Here is a 17,700-nt window from a genome sequence, read left to right as displayed (position 1 = left end):
TGGAAAGATATGAACACGATCGTTAGCGGCATGCGCCCGACGGGCCGATTGCATCTCGGTCATTTTCACGGCGCGCTAACCAACTGGATCAAGCTGCAAGAACAGTTTCAATGTTATTTCTTCGTGGCGGACTGGCACGCGTTGACGACGGACTACGCGTCGCCCCAGGGCATCAACCAAAGCACGGTCGAGATGGTGATGGATTGGCTGAGCGTCGGCCTCGATCCGGAGCGCTCGGTGATTTTTCGCCAATCGCGCGTCCGCGAGCATGCCGAGCTGCATTTGCTCTATTCGATGATCGTGCCGGTGCCCTGGTTGGAAAGAAATCCTACCTACAAAGAGCAGATCAAAGAAATCGTCGGCAAGGATCTGTCGACCTATGGCTTTTTGGGCTATCCGGTGCTGCAGGCGGCGGATATCACTATTTACAAAGCCAACAAAGTTCCGGTGGGTGTCGACCAGGCGCCCCATGTGGAACTGACGCGCGAGATCGTGCGCCGCTTCAACCAAATTTATAAGCCGATTTTTCCCGAGCCGGATGTGTTGCTGACCGAGTCGCAGAAAGTGCCGGGCCTCGACGGCCGCAAGATGAGCAAGAGCTACGGCAACGCGGTTTTCCTCTCCGACTCGCCGAAGGACATCGATCAGAAGATCAGCAAGATGACCACCGACCCGGCGCGCGTGCGGCGCACCGATCCCGGCGAGCCGGAGAAATGCCCGGCGTTTCAGTTGCACAAGATTTACTGCACGCCGGAGGAAATCGCCGAAGTCTCCCAAGGCTGCCGCACCGCCGGCATCGGCTGCTTTGACTGCAAGAAAGTGATGATCAAGCATGTCATCGAAGAGCTCGCGCCGGTGCGCGAGAAGCGCGCGCAACTGGAAAACAAACCCCAGGAAGTCGAGGCGATTCTCGCCGACGGCAACCAACGGGCGCAGAGAGTAGCCAACGAAACCATGATCGAAGTGCGTGAGACCTTGGGACTGTGAGCACCAACGTCCAACTCGAAATCTTCGAAGGTCCCCTCGACCTCTTGCTCCACCTCATCAAGAAAAATGAGGTGAACATCACCGACATTCCCATCGCGACGATCACCGAGCAGTATCTGGCAACCCTGGAGTTGATGCAGACGTTGAATCTCGACGTGGCCGGTGAGTTTCTGGTCATGGCGGCGACCTTGATTCATATCAAATCGCGCATGCTCCTACCCGCCGGCGAGACGGCGCCGGACGAGGACGAAGACGAGGGTGCCGACCCGCGCGACGAGCTGGTAAAACGCTTACTCGAGTATCAACGATTCAAGGACGCCGCCGAGCAATTGGAGCAGCGCGAAGTACTGACCCGCGACGTCTTCGCGCGCAACGCCGCGCCGACGGAAACGCCGACGCCGGCCGGTTTTCGCGAAATCTCGGTGCTCGAGTTGCTGGCAGCGATCCAACGGGTGATCGAGCGCTTGCCCAAGGACGTTGTCCATGAAGTCATTCTCGACAAGATCACGGTGCGGCAGAAGATGACGTTGCTGCTCGATCGACTAAGGGCGCAGGCGCAGGTCTACTTTGAGTCGTTGTTCGACGACGCCAAGACGCGCATGGACGTTGTCGTGACTTTTCTCGCGATGCTTGAGCTGGTGAAGGTGCGCGCCATTCGCATTGTCCAGGAAGAGCTGTCGGGGCCGATTATGATCGAAGCAGCGGTGGGCATGGACCAGGCGGCGGAGCAGGTGACGTTAGACGAAGCTGAGGAAGAGCAGCATGGAACGTGAAGATTTAAAATCAGTCTTGGAGAGCTTGCTGTTTGTCGCCGACGGGCCAGTACCGCTGCAGCGCTTTGTCGAGATCGTCAACGCGGCAGGCAAAGACGAAGTGAGCGGCGCGTTGAGGGAGCTGCAAGGCGACTACGAAAACAGCAAGCGCGGCGTGCGGCTGGTGGAGGTGGCGGGCGGTTTTCAGCTGCGCACGGCGAAAGTCAACGCCGATTTTGTCAAAAAATATCTCGGCGGCCGCCCAGCGCGCATGAGCCGGGCGACTCTCGAAACCCTGGCGATCATCGCCTATCGCCAGCCGATCACCAAAGCCGAAATCGAAGCGATCCGCGGCGTCGATGCCGACGGGGTGGTCAACACATTGTTGGAGCGCAACCTGATTCGCGCCGTGGCGCGCAAGGATGTTCCGGGACGACCGTTTCTCTTTGGCACCACCGATGACTTCCTACAACTGTTCAATCTAAAAGATCTGGGCCAACTGCCGACGCTCAAAGAAGCCGACGAGATCAGGCTGCCAGAGCTACCGGGCGAGAGCGAACAGGTCGCGCTGGAACAGGCCGAAGCGGAAGAATAGTACAGGTCCTCTGCGCGAAACCCGAAACGCGCAACCCGAACCTCGAAACGCATTCCAATCATGGAGCGCTTACAAAAGATTCTCGCCCATGCCGGGCTTGCATCACGCCGTGAAGCCGAGCGTTGGATTGCCGAAGGGCGCGTCATGGTCAATGGAGCGGTGGTCCGCAAGCTCGGCACCCAGGCTGATCCGGCGCAGGACAGCATCAAGGTCGACGGCAAGCGTATTCGCCCGCCCGCCGCGCCGCTCTACTACGCTTTTCACAAACCGCCGGGAATTATCACAACGCTAAACGATCCGGAAAAGCGTCCCGATCTCACGCCGTTCTTGCGTGAGCTCGGTGAGAAACAGCGGGTCTTTGCGGTGGGCCGGTTAGACTACAACACGGCGGGCCTATTGCTGCTGACCAATGACGGTGAGTTGGCGCAGCGGCTGATGCATCCGCGCTTTGGCGTGAAAAAACTCTATCATGTGAAGCTCAGCGCTTGTCCCAGCGAAGAAGAGCTGGGCCGACTGCGCAAAGGCCTTCGCCTCGAAGATGGCATGACCGCGCCCGCGCGCGTGCGCGTGCTCGAAAGGCTCAAAAAAAACGCCTGGGTGGAAATCGAAATTCACGAAGGGCGCAAACGCGAAGTGCGCCGCATGTTCGAGGCGTTGGGTTACTTCGTTGAGAAATTGATCCGCATGCGCATGGGCACGGTGACGCTAGGCAAACTCGCGCCGGGGGATATCCGGCCGTTGTCGAGAGTCGAAGTGGCGTCGCTCAAACGAGCGGTGGGGCTATGAATCGGTTTGGATGATCCACCGCGGAGGCACAAAGGAAACGAAGTTCGGCAGAAGAATAGCCACGAAAAGCACGAAAAGGTGATGCGACATTTCGTGATTTTCGTGTGTTTCGTGGTTGCTTCTTAAGTTCCCGTCTCCGTGTGCTCCGCGCCTCTGTGGTGAGTCTTCTAATCTTCTAGTGCCGTAAGCTGCAAAATTCCTCGTAATCGATCAACTCTTTGATCGTCGGGTTGTCGCCGCACATTGGGCAGGCGGGGTCGCGGCGCAATTTCAAAGTGTTGATCTCCATGGTCAACGTGTTGAAGCAGAGCAGGCGGCCGATCATGCTGTCGCCTTTACCGAGGATCAGCTTGATCGCTTCCAACGCTTCAATCGTGCCGATCAAGCCGGGCAGCACGCCGAGCACGCCGGCTTCGGCGCAGCTCGGCGCCATCTCCGCCGGCGGTGGCTCCGGGTACAAGCAGCGGTAGCATGGGCCTTTGCCCGGGTAGAAAACAGTTGCCTGACCTTCGAATTGAAAAATGCTGCCGTGGACATTCGGTTTGCCGGTGAGCACGCAGGCGTCGTTGACCAAATAGCGCGTCGGAAAATTATCGCAGCCGTCGACCACCATGTCGTAGTCTTTGAGAATATCCAAGATATTTTCCGAGGTTAGCTTGGCCTGATAAGGAATCACTTTGATATCGGGGTTGAGCCCCTGCAAAGTTTTCTGGGCCGACTCAACCTTGGGCATGCCGACGCGGTCGTTGGCGTGGAGAATCTGCCGCTGCAAGTTAGAGATGTCGACGACGTCGTTGTCGATGATGCCCAACGTGCCGACACCGGCGGCGGCGAGATAGTAAGCCGACGGTGAGCCCAAGCCGCCGGCGCCGACCATCAACACTTTGGCTTGCAGCAATTTCGCTTGACCTTCTTCGCCGACCTCGGGCAAGAGGAAGTGACGGCTGTAGCGGATCAGCTGTTCGGGCGTGTACTGGAAATCTTGCACCCATTTGAAGCCGCCGTTTTTCCAGCCGTTGTAGCCGCCGCTCATGGACGTGACGTCTTTGTAGCCCATTTCTTTCATGGCCTTGGCCGCCAGCAATGAGCGCACGCCGCCGGCGCAGTAGGCGATGACCGGCGTATGCTTGTCGGGAACGGTGCTCTCGACTTTGATTTCGAGAAAGCCACGGGGCAGCGGCACGGCGCCTTCAAGATGTCCCTGGCGCCACTCGTCGCTTTCGCGAACATCAAGGATTACATGGTTCTTGCCATTCTTTGTTAAAAGTTCATTGACTTGTTGCGGCGTCATCTCCGGAACATCTTTGCGCGCATCGGCCATTAATTCTTGAAACGATTTGGCCATAGTTCCTCCTGCAGCATTCCTGACTTTGTTGACCTTGTAGGTGCAAATTAAGTCGCGGTCGGGTGAAAGTCAATCCGATCGGGACTCACCACGGAGGCGCGGAGCACACAGAGACCGTAACTCAGCTAAGAAGCAACCACGAAGCACACGAAAATGGAGGCTCCGGTTGAATCACCTTTCGCGTGTTTCGTACTTTTCGTGGTTATTCTCTTTCCGAACTCTGTGCCCTCGGTGCTCTCTGTGGTGAATCTTCGCATCTTGTTCAGCGTGGGATGCGCACTTCCATGCTGAGACCGTTACAATCCTTCACGAAAATCGTGGTCAGCTTACCGTCTTGATCGCGGATTTCACGAATGATCTCGGCGCCCTTTGATTTTAGCTCCGCCGCCGTGCCGTCGATGTTGTCGGTGACAAAGCCATAATGGTTGATGCCGGCCGCGTCGTTGGATGCGATCAGCTGCACCGACGGCGCGCCGGTGATGTTCATAAAGCAGAATTCGCCGCCGCCGCCTTTGCGGATGGGCGTCGGAGTGCCGTTCATAAATTTTTCGTTGAATTGAATCGACTGCTGCAGGTCTTTGCAGTTGATCGCAATGTGATCGAGGCGGTACGCCATGAAAAATTCTCCTTGTTCGACTTGATAAGGAAGGAGAACTTAGCGGGAAAGCGCGCGGGCGGTCAAGGGGCGGATGGCGCAGACGATCGGCGCACGAAGTAGTCGCAAACTAGAACAGCAAATAAGTTGAACAGGCGATACATGCCAGCAGGTAAATAATGATCGGCAGGATCTCCGTTAGGGCTGAAAATCTTTTGCTCATGGCTGCTCCTTCCGCGGTTCGCTCTCGATCTATGTAGAGCAAGCGCCATGCCGGCAATTATAAAGTTGATTTATCTTAGTCTGATCGGACAATTTGCCGATTGTGCGGCTGTCGGAGCATCGGAATGTCAACTTGGTTCACAGCCTAGCGTTGGAGATGTCTACTGCTTTGTCTCTGCCGAGCGTCATGTGCGCCGCGGATCGAGGCGATCGCGCAGCGCGTTGCCCAAGGTGTTAAAAGCGAGAATGGTGAGAAAGATCGCCGTCGCGGGAAAGAAAATTACATGGGGATAGGTGCGCATGGCGCGGTAGCCGTCCTGCGCCAGTGTCCCCCAGCTCGTGCCCCAAGGGCTGTAAGGGTCGTTGATGCCGATGCCGATGAAGCTGAGTGTCGATTCGGCGAGAATTGCCGAGGGGATGCTGTAGGTCAGCGTCACGATGATCGGGCCGAGAATGTTGGGCAGAATGTGGCGCCAGATGACCCGGCCACGCGACGCGCCGATGGCGCGGGCGCCTTCGACAAAGAGATATTCCTTGGCCTGCAGCACTTGACCGCGGGCGATGCGCGCAAAGCGGACCCAGGAGACCAGCCCCAGCGCGACTAAGAGGCCGGCGATGTTGCGGCCGAAGACGAGCGACAGCAAAATAAAAATCAGCATGTCCGGCAGGCCGTAGAAAATATCGACGATACGCATCATAAAATTATCCGTGCCGCCGCCCTTGAAGCCGGCGATCAATCCGTAAACCGTGCCCAGCACCAGTGCGATGATTGCGGTGCCGACGCCAACGGTGAGCGAAACCCGCGCACCGTAGAGCACGCGCGTCAAAAGGTCGCGGCCCAAACCGTCGGTGCCCATCCAGTGTTCGTGGCTGGGCGGTGTCAGGATGCGCTTCGCTTCGAGACCACTGGCCGAATAGGGCGACAGCCACGGTGCCAACGTGGCGGCGAGGGCGATGGCGACGACGAAGCCCAGGCTCCAGTGCATGAGCAGGCTATGCTGTTTCACGCCGGTCATGATCAATTGGCTCGGATGCGTGGGTCGACGACGCCGTAGAGTAAATCGATCAGCAGATTGGCGCACACCAGCAACACCGTGTAGACCAGCGTCACACCCATGATCAATGGATAGTCGCGATCGGTGACAGCGGTGATGAAAAATCTCCCCATGCCGGGGATCGCGAAAACGTATTCCACCACAAACGAACCGGTGAGCAGCGCCGCCGTCAGCGGTCCCATCACGGTGAGGACGGGTATGAGTGAAAGGCGCAGGGCGTGGCGCAGAACAACAATCGATTCTTTGAGTCCTTTGGCGCGCGCGGTGCGAACGAAATCTTCGCCGAAGGTTTCCAGCAGTGTTGAGCGCAGGAGCGCGGCGAGATAGGCGGCGGGCGCGGCGCCGAGCGTGATCATCGGCAGGAGCACGCTCTCCCACAAATCCCAGCGGCCGGCTTGCAGCCAATTGAGCTGGAGGGCGATGACCCAGATCAAGACTGCCCCCAAAACGAAATGCGGCATAGAGATCCCAAGTGATGCGACGAACATGCAGGCGCGGTCGATCCACGAGCCGCGAAAATAGGCAGCCAGCAGTCCGCTGGGTAGCGCTACCGCGAGAGCGAACAGCAGCGCCAATAAGCCCAGCAGCGCAGATGTGGGCAGGGTGTCGGCGATCACCGCGCCGACGCCGCGGTCGAGATATTTGTACGAGGGCCCCAAGTCGCCCTGGGCGATCGCTGAGAGATAGCGCAGGTATTGCGTGAGTAGGGGCTTATCGAGGTGATATTTGGCTTCAATGTTGGCGAGCACCTCGGGCGGCAGCTTACGCTCGCGGTCAAAAGGGCCGCCGGGCGCCAGGCGCAGCAGCAGAAACGTCAACGTCGCGACGATCCACAGCACGATGGCGCCGTGGAACAAACGTTTAAACAAAAAGCGCAGCATCGCTGCGAAGTGTAGCTTAGCAGTGGAGCAAAGAGCAAAGAGCCGCCCTCGCTTTGCTTCGTGTGTGGCGCCACGGTAGTTTGGTCCGGTGCGAGAGAACCAACATCGAGCCGCAAGATTGATCGGCGCGCGCGCAGCCATTGCTTGCCGACATTTTCCGCATTGTGTCGGCTGCCCGCTTATCGATGTGCCGTACCCCGAACAGCTCAAACGTAAACTGGCATTGGTGCGCGAGGCGTTTGCCACATTTCCGCGATTGGCCGGTTGGGAAATTCGCGAAGTCGTGGCGTCGCCGCGCCGCTTGGGCTACCGCGGACGGGTGAAGCTGGTCGTGCGACGCCATCGCGGTGATATCGCAATCGGACTCTACGCGCCGCAGAGCCATCACGTCATCGATATCTCTTCCTGTCCGGTGCATCCGTTCGAGGTCAACCAGGTTGTTCAATACCTCAAAGCGAAGCTCGCCGAGTTTGCCATCGCGCCCTACGACGAGCGCGATGACAGCGGCGACCTGCGCTATCTCGATTTGCGCTATAGCCACGCCCAACGCGAAGTCAGCGTGACCCTGGTGACGCGCCATCCGGCTTTGCCGCAAGGTGAGAAATTGGCGCGTGCCCTGCAGCGTAAATTTTCTTTTGTCACGGGCGTAGTGCAAAATATCAACGAATCGCGCGGCAACGTGATTTGGGGCGATCAATACCGGCCGCTGGCTGGGCGCAACACCTTGCTGGAAGAAGTTGTCGGCCTGAAATTGGTTTTCCCCGCGGGGGTGTTCTCGCAAGCCAATCCGGCGACGGCGCAAAAGCTTTATCAAATGGTCGCAGCACTAGCGTCATTGACCGGCCAAGAAACGGTGCTCGATCTCTATTGTGGCGTCGGGCCGATGTCATTGATGCTGGCCCGCGGCGCCAAAATCCTATGGGGCGTCGACGACAGCGCGGTTGCGATCGACGCTGCGAAACAAAACGCGCGGCGCAACGGCATCGGCAACTGCCGTTTCTTCGCCGGCGACGTGGCTGAAACCGCGCGTATGGCAAAAGCCCAGTTGGGCAAGATCGATTGCCTGGTGCTCAATCCACCGCGCAAAGGCGTGCAGCCGGCTGCGATGGAAGCGCTGTTGGATGTGGCGGCGCGGAAGGTGATCTATGTTTCGTGCAACCCGGCAACGCTGGCACGCGATCTCGATCGGCTGATTCAGGCTGGCTATTTGGTTCAGGAAATCCAACCGTTCGATATGTTTCCGCAAACTGGCCAAGTGGAGACTGTCGTGCGGCTCGGGAGAGACTAAGGCACTTCAATTGTCCCGAGCGGCAATATGCTCGAGCTTTGCGACCCAACTTGGAAAACGGGCATGCCAACGCCCACCTACGAAGAAATTGTTGGGAAGTAAAGCCGTTGCCGGTTTTGAGTCCCGCGTTTCGGGTTGAAGCTCGGCAACGCGTAACCCGAAACCCGCAACTCGAAACTGGTTTCAATCCGACCGATACTTCCACAATTGGGGAATCGCCCAGCAAGTGCCAAAGACCGTGAGGGCGCAGAGGACACAGCCGACTAGGGCCGCGTTCTGTGCGCCTAAGAGTGCCGCGCCAGCGCCGGCGATGACTGCGCCGGTGGCGTTGGTGGTTTGGGCAAATACGGTGAGAAAACTCGTCGCGCGGCCGCGCATGTCGTCGGGCGACAGGAGCTGGACCACGGTGCGGCGCATGGCGACGCTAATGGCGTCGCTGAAACCCAACAACCCCACCGATAACAGACCCATCCAGAACCAGTGAGACACTCCCAGTAGCCCCAGGCTCAATGCGAATAGCAGGGTGACAACTACGGCAAGCGCGCCTTTGCGCTTGATGTCGCCGAAGGCGAGCAAAATGCCCGAGCCGATCAGCGCGCCGATGGCCGGGGCGGCGTAGAGGATGCCGAGACCGCGCGCGCCGACGTGGTAAATCTCTTCGGCAAAAATCGGCAGGATCGGCCGGTAGAAGCCAAACAGGACAGCGAAGAAGTCGAGCAGAAAGAGTGACAGGATGATCCGCGTGTGCCAGAGGAACTCGACGCCTTCGACCAGGCTATGCCAGCCAATCTTGCGCTTTTCTCCCTGGGGGATACCTGAAGCGCGGATCGCCAAGGCACACAGCACCGTCGGAATCTGCAAGGCGGCGTCGACGAAATAAGAAGTCGCGACGCCGAAGAAATCGATCAATGAGCCGGCGATCACCGGGGCTGTGAGCTGGCTGCCCTGCATCATTAGCGTCGTCATCGTGACTGCGTTGAGCAGGTGCGATTGTGGGATCAAGCTCGGAATGATCGCCTGGCGTGCTGGGCCGCCGAGCACTTGCAGGGCGCCGGCCAGCACCATCAAAACGTTGATATGCCATACTTGAATATGACCACTGACGGTCAAGATCCCGAGCAGGAGGCCAGGGACAATATTCAAGCTATGCGTGATGGCGATGAGTTTCTTGCGATTGAGCGTGTCGGCCAACACACCGCCGAACAAGCCGAAGAAAATAAACGGCGCAGCTTGGAAAAAACCGGTGAAGCCCAGCTGCACCGACGAACCGGAAAGTTGATAGACATGGTAAAGCGTCGCCACATTGCGCATGTGATTGCCAGTGTTGCCGCATAGGATGCCGGTGAAGATCAAACGATAGTCACGGATCAGCAACGACGACCATGGGCGAATAGTGACTTGCGGCTGGTGCGGATCGGTAGTGTTACTTGTGTCAGACACGCGCGGCTCGCTGAGGATTTTCCAATCTCGCCAATCTAACGGTCACGGCCGCCCGCGTCAAACGATTGATCTCTTTTGGCTCCAGTCATAGAATCGAAAAAATTGTCTCCGAAGAGAAGCGCGATGTACATTGACGGCGATACCCACTATTGGCCGGTGCGATTTATCGAGAAGGTAAAGCATTCCGGCCGCGGCCATTTGGAATTTCACAAAGGCGCCGGCGAAATGATTCGCTACGGCGAGAAATTTCCGGGGGACGCGGCGACTTATTTTCGCGCCGGCACGAAAATTCACTCCTTCAGCGAAACCCGCTGGAACCTCGACATGCATCACGATGTCATGGTGCGCGAAGGCTTCGATTATCAGGTCGTCATCGCCGACAATCGGCCGCTGATTTACGAAGTCGAGCGCGATCTCGGCGTCGCCATGGCGCGCGCCTACAACGACACCGTTGCCGAAGACATCGCCGGGCGCGAGCGCTTCATCGGCATCGCCTGGGTTTATCTGCCCGACGTCGACGAGTCGATTCGCGAGCTGCGCCGCGCCGTGAAAGATTTGGGCTTCAAAGGCGTCAAGCTCATGGGCGGCCACGACAACTGTGACCTCGACGCCGAGATTCTCTGGCCGTTCTACGAAGAAGTCTGCAAGCTCGACGTGCCGATTCTAGTTCACCCGGGCACGCGGGTTTTCGAGGCGCAGGACTGCCATCCATGGCTTGTCGGCAGCGAGCGCTACGACGGCTTTAAGATGCTCGCCACCGCTTTGGGCTTTCCGTTGACCTACATGGTCAGCGCCGCGCGCCTGATCATGAGCGGCGTGCTCGATCGCTTTCCGGACCTGCGCGTTTCGTTCTTCGAGGGTGGCGTCGGTTGGGTGCCCTGGCTGATGACGACATTGAATCATCACACGCTATCGGAATCGCCGGGGACAACTTCGCTCAACGATTTCTTTCGCAAGCGCGATAAGCTCAAGAAAGCACCGAGCGCCTACTTCGATCAGCTTTACATCGCGGCGATCGCCTGGGAAGAGTACTTGCCGAAACTGGTCGAGATGTGGCCCGATCATAACATCATCATCGGCAGCGACTTCGATCACGGTGACGCGATTTCCACCTGGCCTCACACCATCGCGCCGATCAAAGCGATGCGGGGCATTTCCGACGCCGACAAAGAGAAAATCCTCGGCGGCAACGCCATGCGCTTGTTCGGCATGAAAGCAGCCGCGTAAGATGCCGGAAGCCGAATCCAACGCCATCGAGCTCGCGCCGCTGCGCGAGATGTTGCGCATGTACTGCCATGCGCTCTCCGAGCGCAACATCGAGCTGCAGGATCTCGCCCAGCTGGTCGAGAAAAACATCGGCTGGACGCGCACTGATATTGCGACCAGCGACGGCACGGCGATCTTTCTGCCTTCCATTGTTGAGCGCTTCGACGGCAGCGCGGAAAATTTCGAATTTCTCAAAGTGATGTTGACCCAGCAGGCAGGTCATCTTGAGTTCGGCAGCTTTGATTTTGAATTCAAGCGTCCCTCGAAGCACTTCGACGACCTGCGACCCAAACTGGCGAAGGCCGTCAAGCATGAACATGTCGACGATCACGGTCATCATCACACTCACGATCACGAGCATGACGACGACAGCAGTTTGCCGGAATTGAGCCGCTTCTTCGATTTGTTTCCGAACAAAAGGCTCGCATTGGATATTTTCTCAGTGGTCGAGAGCTCGCGCATCGAAGCCGTGGTGATGCGCGCCTATCGTGGTATCGCGCCGATTTATGGAATTTTGCGCCAGCGCACGCTGGCGCTGCGGCAAGAGCTGACTCTACTGCCAGCGCGCGAGTCGCTCATCGAGATGGCGATTCGATTTAGCCTTGGCCATGTGGGCGCGATCAAGGTTCCAACAAAGCACGTGGGCACTGCCAGCGAGATTGCGCAGTTGCTCAATTGCGCAATTGCGCAAGGGGCGACGATTGAAGACAGCGCCGAGGCGACTCTGCGGCTGTATCATTCTCTTGCGCAGGTCCATAACGAGTTTCTCGAAGCCGATCAGTTCGTCGCCATCGAGCTAACGAGCAAGATGGCCCCTCGATACGTTCCTTCGGAACTACTCGGGGTCACGGAAGCGAGTTTATCCGTTTTCCCGAGTAAGCCCGAAGGGCTGTATCGAGGGGGCAAGTCGGCAAGGGGACCGGCCAAGGCCGAGCAACTCTTGATCCGCCATTTCGCCAGCCAAGCCCAGCCCGTCGGCCGCAATCAAGATTATCTGGCGCCGCAGGGGGTCGATTACCGCGGTGAGTTCAAACCGGAGCTGGCGCAGTTGCTAACCAAGCCGCAGTCCAACGCGCGTGAGCAGCGCAAGGCGCTGACGCCGGAGGAGCTTTCGGACTTGCTGAAGAATCAAAACCGGCCGCAGAACCGCAACCAAGATAGCAACGACGACGATCAGGACCCGCAGACCGCGCAGATGGTGCAGAATCTCATGCGTGAGCTGGAGCGGCGCGATCCGCGCATGCAGTCGATCGAGAAGCGGCCATGGTTTCAAAACGACGATGACGCCGGGCCGCTGTCGGCGACCCAGCCGAATACGTTTATCTACGATGAGTGGGATGTGTTTCGCGCCGCCTATCGCTCGAGCTGGTGCAAGGTCTACGAAAAGACCATGGGCATCGCCGATTTGAAGTTTTATCGCGACACGCTCTTGGCCAACGCCGGTCTATTGCAGCAGATTCGCCGTGAGTTCGAGTTGGTGGCGCCGGAGATGTACTTGAAAGAAAAGCGCCTGCCGGATGGCAACGATCACGATCTCGACGCGGCCATTGAGGCGATGACCGATCTGCGCATCGGCGTGACGCCGTCGGAGAAGATTTTTTGGCGTCATCACAAAACCGAGCGCGACGTCGCCGTCGCGTTTCTGCTCGACATGAGCGGCTCCACCGGCGAGGCGATCAGCACCACCATCGAGCCGATGCAGCAGGGCGGCCGAGTCGAGCGCTCGCACCGGCGCATCATCGACGTCGAGAAAGAGGCCATCGTCTTGATGATCGATGCGCTCGAAGCGCTCGGCGACCGTTACGGTGTCTACGGTTTTTCTGGCCACGGCCGCGACAACGTCGAGTACTATGTCATCAAAGATTTCGACGAAGAGTTCTCGCAAGACGTCGCCAAGCGCACTGGCCGTGTCGGTCCGCTGCACGCCACGCGCATGGGGCCGGCGATTCGCCATACGGTGGCCAAGCTGCGCGCCCAACAGACGCGCTCGCGCTTTTTGTTTTTACTGAGCGACGGGCGGCCGCAGGACCGCGGCTATTCGCAGGAGAGCTCGGAAAAAGGCTATGCCATTCAAGACACGCGCATGGCGTTTACAGAAGCGCGCCGCGAGGGAATTACGCCGTTTTGCCTGACCGTCGACAAAGAGGGCAACGACTACATGCGCGCCATGATGGACGACTTTGGCTATGAAGTGCTGGCTGAAGTGGCGATGCTGCCACTAAGGCTACCGCAGCTCTATAGAAAGCTGACGATGTAAGGAGCGTTTGGCGTCTAGCGTTGTTCGAAAACGCCAAACCCTAGACGCCAGACGCTAGACGCGAGATTTCAAGGCAGAGTTTTGCAGATACGATGGCCCGTTCCTATAAGATTATTTCAGGCGATTCGCATTTAGATTTGCCGCCCGATCGTTGGACGGATCGGGTGGCGGCGAAGTGGCAAGAGCGCGCGCCGCGGCGGTGTCCACGAGCGTTTTCCGAAGTTACAAATCTATTGGGCCGAAACGCAGATCGCCTGACCTTGTGCGCTTCTTTCACCTGAGTGAATGAAAACCGCTGTACAACGGAGGCGCTAGACCTGTTTGAGTTTGTCGCGGTTGACGATGATGCGGCGCCCTTCGCGGGCAATGATCTTGTCGCGGTCGAACTGGTTTAAGTACTCCGTGACTTGTTGGCGCGAGGCGCCGACGATCGCCGCCAGCACTTCGTGGCTGATCCTGAGGTCGATGCGCACGCCCTGTTCGTGGGGTTTGCCGAAGCGGTCCGCCAGGTGTCCCAGCTCCATGGCCAAACGCTTGCGCAGGTCCAAGCTGATGCCTTTAATGCAATGCACTTGCATATGGCGCCAGGGGAGCACCGTGCTGCGGTGCCAGTTCAAATAGGACTCGTAGGGCGTTCCCAGGAGACACTCGACGAGGGTCTTCGCTTTGATGGCCGCCGCGACACAGTGTTCGAATGCCGTTGCGCGAAATGGGTGGGCCGCATTGGCGATGGCGTCGAGGCCAAACAGCTCGCCGCCCGGCACCAAAGCGACAACGGTTTCGCAGTCATTGTGAAGATAGGCAATCTGCACCACGCCGGAGATGAGCACGTAGACTGATTCGGCCTTGCGATCCTGCTCGAAGATGATCTCGTGCCGTTCATAGTTGCGCACGGTGAGCCGCGCCGCCAGAGCATCTAGTTTGGGTAAGGAGAACGCCGCTAGCCCAGCGGTTTGCTGAAGCATTTTTCCGGTAACGTTAAGCATCGAGTTCTTTCAGCCTAATCATTTGTCGACACCTTGGCAAGCTCGCTTGGGCACTTTCACAGTCGACCTTGAGATGTGCGCCGCGCGACGGTGGCATTGCCGCGATCGAGCCGCGCCCAAGATAACCCCTCCATCGCATCCCGCCGCTGCGTATTTCTTCTCGGCCGAACGCGATCTCACCAGAGTTAGATCGAGGAGATGCAAATAGCGCAAGCGCAGCGAGAGACGAGAAATCGTGGCATGAAATCAAAGGCGAGCAAATCGCTTCTGGCAGACTTGGCGGACTCTTGTCTGTCAGGTTACCGACTCGGTAGAACATTTTTTTACTTCCTTACCGCTGGGTGGCGGGCGTTCAGATGGGCGAATGCTCTAGGTCCATTGGCCATTAGCAGCTTGATGCGTGTCGGAGTCGATATCGGCTTCGATGGACATCGATCATTGGCTGCTACGCAGACGTTGACCGCGACCTCCAACCGGCCGCGTAAATCTTTGATGCTTGCCGTCGGTCATTGGTTTCATTTGTGGCGCCGGTGCTCGGCTACTCTGGCGGCACCCGGGTTCGCGAAAATGTAAATTGGCGCGGTGGAAGCTGGCGGCGCAAAGTCAAGCGAAAATCACCATTTGGGGTCCAATTTGACTGCCCATATCGAGTCAAAAGACGACGAATTGACGCGCTTGACATTGCCCCGTTGAGTATGATGAAAGTGATCCGACAAGCAAATAAAGGCACATAACTGCAACGGGGATGAAGAGAGCCTTTATTGGAGTCTGTCGTTGGCCTTTTGGTTTGTGACGGCCGAACGGATTGGGTAGTTTTTTCCGGCCTTCGTCCACTGCCCACATCCCCCAAGCAGTTTTCGCCTTTCGGCAGAGGCAGCGATCCATGAACCGTTTGGTTCAGGGTCTCAGCCCAGTGGCGCAACTTGTACGGCAACTTATGATCCTGACAGCCACTTTTCCATCCAATTTGGTTGCACTTTGGCGTGCCCGCTGGGGCACGCCGCGGGCAAATTTTTCCTCTCATTTTTCGTTTCCCCTTCGGCTCCGGGTGACCTCACCGACAGCTTCGACTCAGACCTCGTGCCACTGTCGAGCGCGCTAACACCGCAGGACGCGGCCAAGGGATTTTTTCGCTGCCCATGGGCATTGACGAAATCGCAACGTTCCGGGAGGGAACCAAAGCACTATGGCTAGCGCCGCCGGCGCCAATCATTTTCGTTTTTCAACAAGTTAGTTTCGCGCGCCACTGTCATCGCGGGGAGTGGCGCGCTCCGAGCGATACCCCGATCGTGTTTTTAGTCAGGCCTTGATTGCCAGAGGGCTCACACTAGGTGCAGCAATGGCGGAAGCCTATCAAGCACAATTCGAAGTCTTTCATAAGTTGAATCCAGCCGGTGCGCGATGAGTCTGTCACTGGCGCGCAAACTTGTTTCCGGAGCCTTTCAACTGACGTTGAGCAATGGCTTGGTGCGGGTTTTCGGTGTCGTGACCATGCCGATTCTGACCCGGCTCTTGAGTCCGCAGGCCTACGGCGCGGCGAGCTTGGCCGGCACGGTGATTTCGCTCATGTCCGTGTTTGCGCTGGCCGGCATCGACATGTCCTACGCGCGTGCCTATCACAGCGCGCAGCCGCCCAGCGGCGCAGCCGTCGAAGCCTATTGCTGGCGCTTGTCATTGCTGGCGGCGCTCGCCGCGGCAATCGTCGGCGCACTCGCCTGGTGGTTTCTGAGCAGCGATGCCGCCGAGCGCGATTTGACTTTGACCATCTTGGTGGCGCTGGGCATCGGTTTTTCCGTGGCACAGACAATGGCGCAAACGCGCGCCCGTCTGGCCGGTCGATATTTTGCCATGTCACTGAGCATTGTCGGCAGCGGTTTCGCGGTCGTGGCGGCGAGTATGGCCATCGCCGCGTTTTGGCGCCAGGATGCGCTGGCGCTGGTGATCCCCTTGGTGCTGGGTTACGCGCTCTCAGTCGTTTTCCTCGGCGTCCCGACGTTCGGCAGTTTCGTTCGACCCTCCGGGTTATCAAGCGGCGCAGGGCTTGGGCTGATCAAGATTGGCCTCGCCGGGGTTGTCACAGCGCCGCTTTACTGGTTGTTGTCCTCTTCCGATCGTTGGTTCCTGCAGCACTTCCATGGTGACACGGCGGTGGGCATCTATTCGATCGGCTACAGCGTTGGCATCGTCGGCATGATGATTAACAACGCCGTCACCGCGGTATGGCTGCCGGAAGCCGCGCGCGAGTTTGAACAGGACCCGCGGCGCGCACAAAACACCCTGGGTCTGCTGATGACTCGCTTGATCGCAGCGATGGCGATCATCTGGCTTGCGGTGGCGGCCGCCGGCGGCGATCTGGTGCGCTGGATGGCCAACGAACGTTTCCATGGCGCCGCCGCCTGCGTGCCCTACGTTGCCGGCGGAGTGTTCTTCTATGGCGTCTTGCACTTGGCCAACACCGGCTTATTGCTCGTTAAACAATTGAAATGGGCAGCGCTTTGGTGGTTGGTCGGTGGCGCGCTCTGTCTGCTTGTGCTCGGTGCAGGCACTGGCGTTGGGAACGGGGCAAACCAGTTTTCCCGGCGATGATAAGGTGACGTTTACCCTGGGCTTTGCCGATGGCTCGGTGGGCACCGTGCACTACCTCGCCAACGGCCACCGCGCCATCGCCAAAGAGCGGCTGGAAGTTTTTTGCGGCGGCCGCGTCCTGCAGCTCGATAATTTTCGCCGGCTCAGCGGCTTTGGTTGGCGCGGCTTCAAAAAGATGAATCTTTGGCGCCAAGACAAAGGACAAAACGGCTGCGTCGCGGCCTTTGTCGCCGCGCTGCGCGAGGGCAAGCCGGCGCCGATTCCTTTTGCCGAGTTGGCGCTGACCACGCGAACCATGTTCGAGGTTGCCGAAGTTTTAGCGGCGCCGCCGCCGCGCAGTGGGCCTGCGGTCGCGACGGGCGAACCCAACGGTGCCGTAGGCGACTGCGACCCGAGCACGGCAAAGCCGACGGTGCACTAGCCCGGATTATTCATCGCTGCAACGCGATCGAAGTGAAACTCTTCCGGAGCGAAGGCAACAGATATCCGCTTCGATGCCGCCCTGTAGGGGCGACCGGCGGTCGCCGTGCTGTGCGAATGGCAGTGAAAAGGTCGAAGAGATGCCAAGCATCGGCGAATCAAACCGAACGATCTGCGCTGATGCCTTCGCTCCTCCAGAGTTCCACTTCGATCGACACAGTGTCATGGGTTTTCCTCGT

At 58.4% G+C, this 17,700-nt stretch carries 14 protein-coding genes and 1 pseudogene; 9 read left to right on the top strand and 6 right to left on the bottom strand.

Features of this window, described 5'->3' with window-relative positions; all coding sequences use genetic code 11:
* Positions 1 to 9: 9 nt before the first annotated feature.
* Genes trpS through FJ145_02340 form a run of 4 tightly spaced genes read left to right on the top strand, consistent with a single transcriptional unit; the run spans position 10 to position 3,120 of the window.
* Positions 10 to 987, top strand: coding sequence for a tryptophan--tRNA ligase (gene trpS / locus FJ145_02355; protein MBM4260261.1), 978 nt, complete (start codon positions 10 to 12; stop codon positions 985 to 987).
* Positions 984 to 1,760: a segregation/condensation protein A gene (locus tag FJ145_02350; protein MBM4260260.1), complete on the top strand. Its 777-nt coding sequence runs from the start codon at positions 984 to 986 to the stop codon at positions 1,758 to 1,760. The genes trpS and FJ145_02350 overlap by 4 nt, the downstream gene beginning before the upstream one ends.
* Positions 1,750 to 2,334 carry an SMC-Scp complex subunit ScpB gene (gene scpB / locus FJ145_02345; GenBank protein ID MBM4260259.1) on the top strand — a complete coding sequence of 195 codons (585 nt, stop codon included), beginning with the start codon at positions 1,750 to 1,752 and terminating at the stop codon, positions 2,332 to 2,334. The genes FJ145_02350 and scpB overlap by 11 nt, the downstream gene beginning before the upstream one ends.
* A gap of 57 nt (positions 2,335 to 2,391) precedes the next feature.
* Positions 2,392 to 3,120, top strand: coding sequence for an rRNA pseudouridine synthase (locus tag FJ145_02340; GenBank protein ID MBM4260258.1), 729 nt, complete (start codon positions 2,392 to 2,394; stop codon positions 3,118 to 3,120).
* 175 nt (positions 3,121 to 3,295) lie between these two features.
* Here FJ145_02340 and moeB read toward each other — a convergent pair whose 3' ends face one another.
* The 4 genes from moeB to FJ145_02320 form a co-directional block, all read right to left on the bottom strand.
* Positions 3,296 to 4,465 carry a molybdopterin-synthase adenylyltransferase MoeB gene (moeB, locus tag FJ145_02335; protein ID MBM4260257.1) on the bottom strand — a complete coding sequence of 390 codons (1,170 nt, stop codon included), beginning with the start codon at positions 4,463 to 4,465 and terminating at the stop codon, positions 3,296 to 3,298.
* Positions 4,466 to 4,727: 262 nt separating this feature from the next.
* Positions 4,728 to 5,081 carry a VOC family protein gene (locus FJ145_02330; GenBank protein MBM4260256.1) on the bottom strand — a complete coding sequence of 118 codons (354 nt, stop codon included), beginning with the start codon at positions 5,079 to 5,081 and terminating at the stop codon, positions 4,728 to 4,730.
* A 386-nt stretch (positions 5,082 to 5,467) separates the two neighbouring features.
* Positions 5,468 to 6,268: an ABC transporter permease gene (locus FJ145_02325; GenBank protein MBM4260255.1), complete on the bottom strand. Its 801-nt coding sequence runs from the start codon at positions 6,266 to 6,268 to the stop codon at positions 5,468 to 5,470.
* A gap of 32 nt (positions 6,269 to 6,300) precedes the next feature.
* Positions 6,301 to 7,218 (bottom strand): ABC transporter permease, encoded by a 918-nt coding sequence (locus FJ145_02320; GenBank protein ID MBM4260254.1) that lies wholly within the window; start codon positions 7,216 to 7,218, stop codon positions 6,301 to 6,303.
* Between the two features lie 88 nt (positions 7,219 to 7,306).
* Here FJ145_02320 and rlmD point away from each other — a divergent pair, with 88 nt between their 5' ends.
* Positions 7,307 to 8,506 carry a 23S rRNA (uracil(1939)-C(5))-methyltransferase RlmD gene (gene rlmD / locus FJ145_02315; GenBank protein MBM4260253.1) on the top strand — a complete coding sequence of 400 codons (1,200 nt, stop codon included), beginning with the start codon at positions 7,307 to 7,309 and terminating at the stop codon, positions 8,504 to 8,506.
* A 183-nt stretch (positions 8,507 to 8,689) separates the two neighbouring features.
* Here rlmD and FJ145_02310 read toward each other — a convergent pair whose 3' ends face one another.
* Positions 8,690 to 9,964: an MFS transporter gene (locus tag FJ145_02310; GenBank protein MBM4260252.1), complete on the bottom strand. Its 1,275-nt coding sequence runs from the start codon at positions 9,962 to 9,964 to the stop codon at positions 8,690 to 8,692.
* Between the two features lie 105 nt (positions 9,965 to 10,069).
* On the opposite strand from FJ145_02310, the gene FJ145_02305 reads away from it, so the two are divergent.
* Positions 10,070 to 11,173, top strand: a complete 1,104-nt coding sequence (locus tag FJ145_02305; protein MBM4260251.1) for a hypothetical protein — start codon at positions 10,070 to 10,072, stop codon at positions 11,171 to 11,173.
* A 1-nt stretch (position 11,174) separates the two neighbouring features.
* Complete coding sequence (locus FJ145_02300; protein ID MBM4260250.1) at positions 11,175 to 13,469, top strand: VWA domain-containing protein; 2,295 nt, start codon at positions 11,175 to 11,177, stop codon at positions 13,467 to 13,469.
* Positions 13,470 to 13,780: 311 nt separating this feature from the next.
* Here FJ145_02300 and FJ145_02295 read toward each other — a convergent pair whose 3' ends face one another.
* Entirely contained in the window at positions 13,781 to 14,455 is a 675-nt protein-coding gene (locus tag FJ145_02295; GenBank protein MBM4260249.1) for a Crp/Fnr family transcriptional regulator, read from the bottom strand.
* A gap of 1,401 nt (positions 14,456 to 15,856) precedes the next feature.
* Here FJ145_02295 and FJ145_02290 point away from each other — a divergent pair.
* Together FJ145_02290 and FJ145_02285 are read left to right on the top strand one after the other, a co-directional pair.
* On the top strand, positions 15,857 to 17,041 hold the full coding sequence (locus FJ145_02290) for a lipopolysaccharide biosynthesis protein (protein MBM4260248.1): 1,185 nt from the start codon (positions 15,857 to 15,859) through the stop codon (positions 17,039 to 17,041).
* Positions 17,040 to 17,318: pseudogene (locus FJ145_02285) on the top strand (dehydrogenase). Before FJ145_02290 ends, FJ145_02285 begins: the two are co-directional and overlap by 2 nt.
* Positions 17,319 to 17,700 lie beyond the last annotated feature (382 nt).

The organism is Deltaproteobacteria bacterium (genome assembly GCA_016874755.1).
Classification (GTDB): Bacteria; Desulfobacterota; Binatia; order UBA9968; family UBA9968; genus DP-20.
This window is presented reverse-complemented; position numbering and strand designations above follow the sequence as displayed.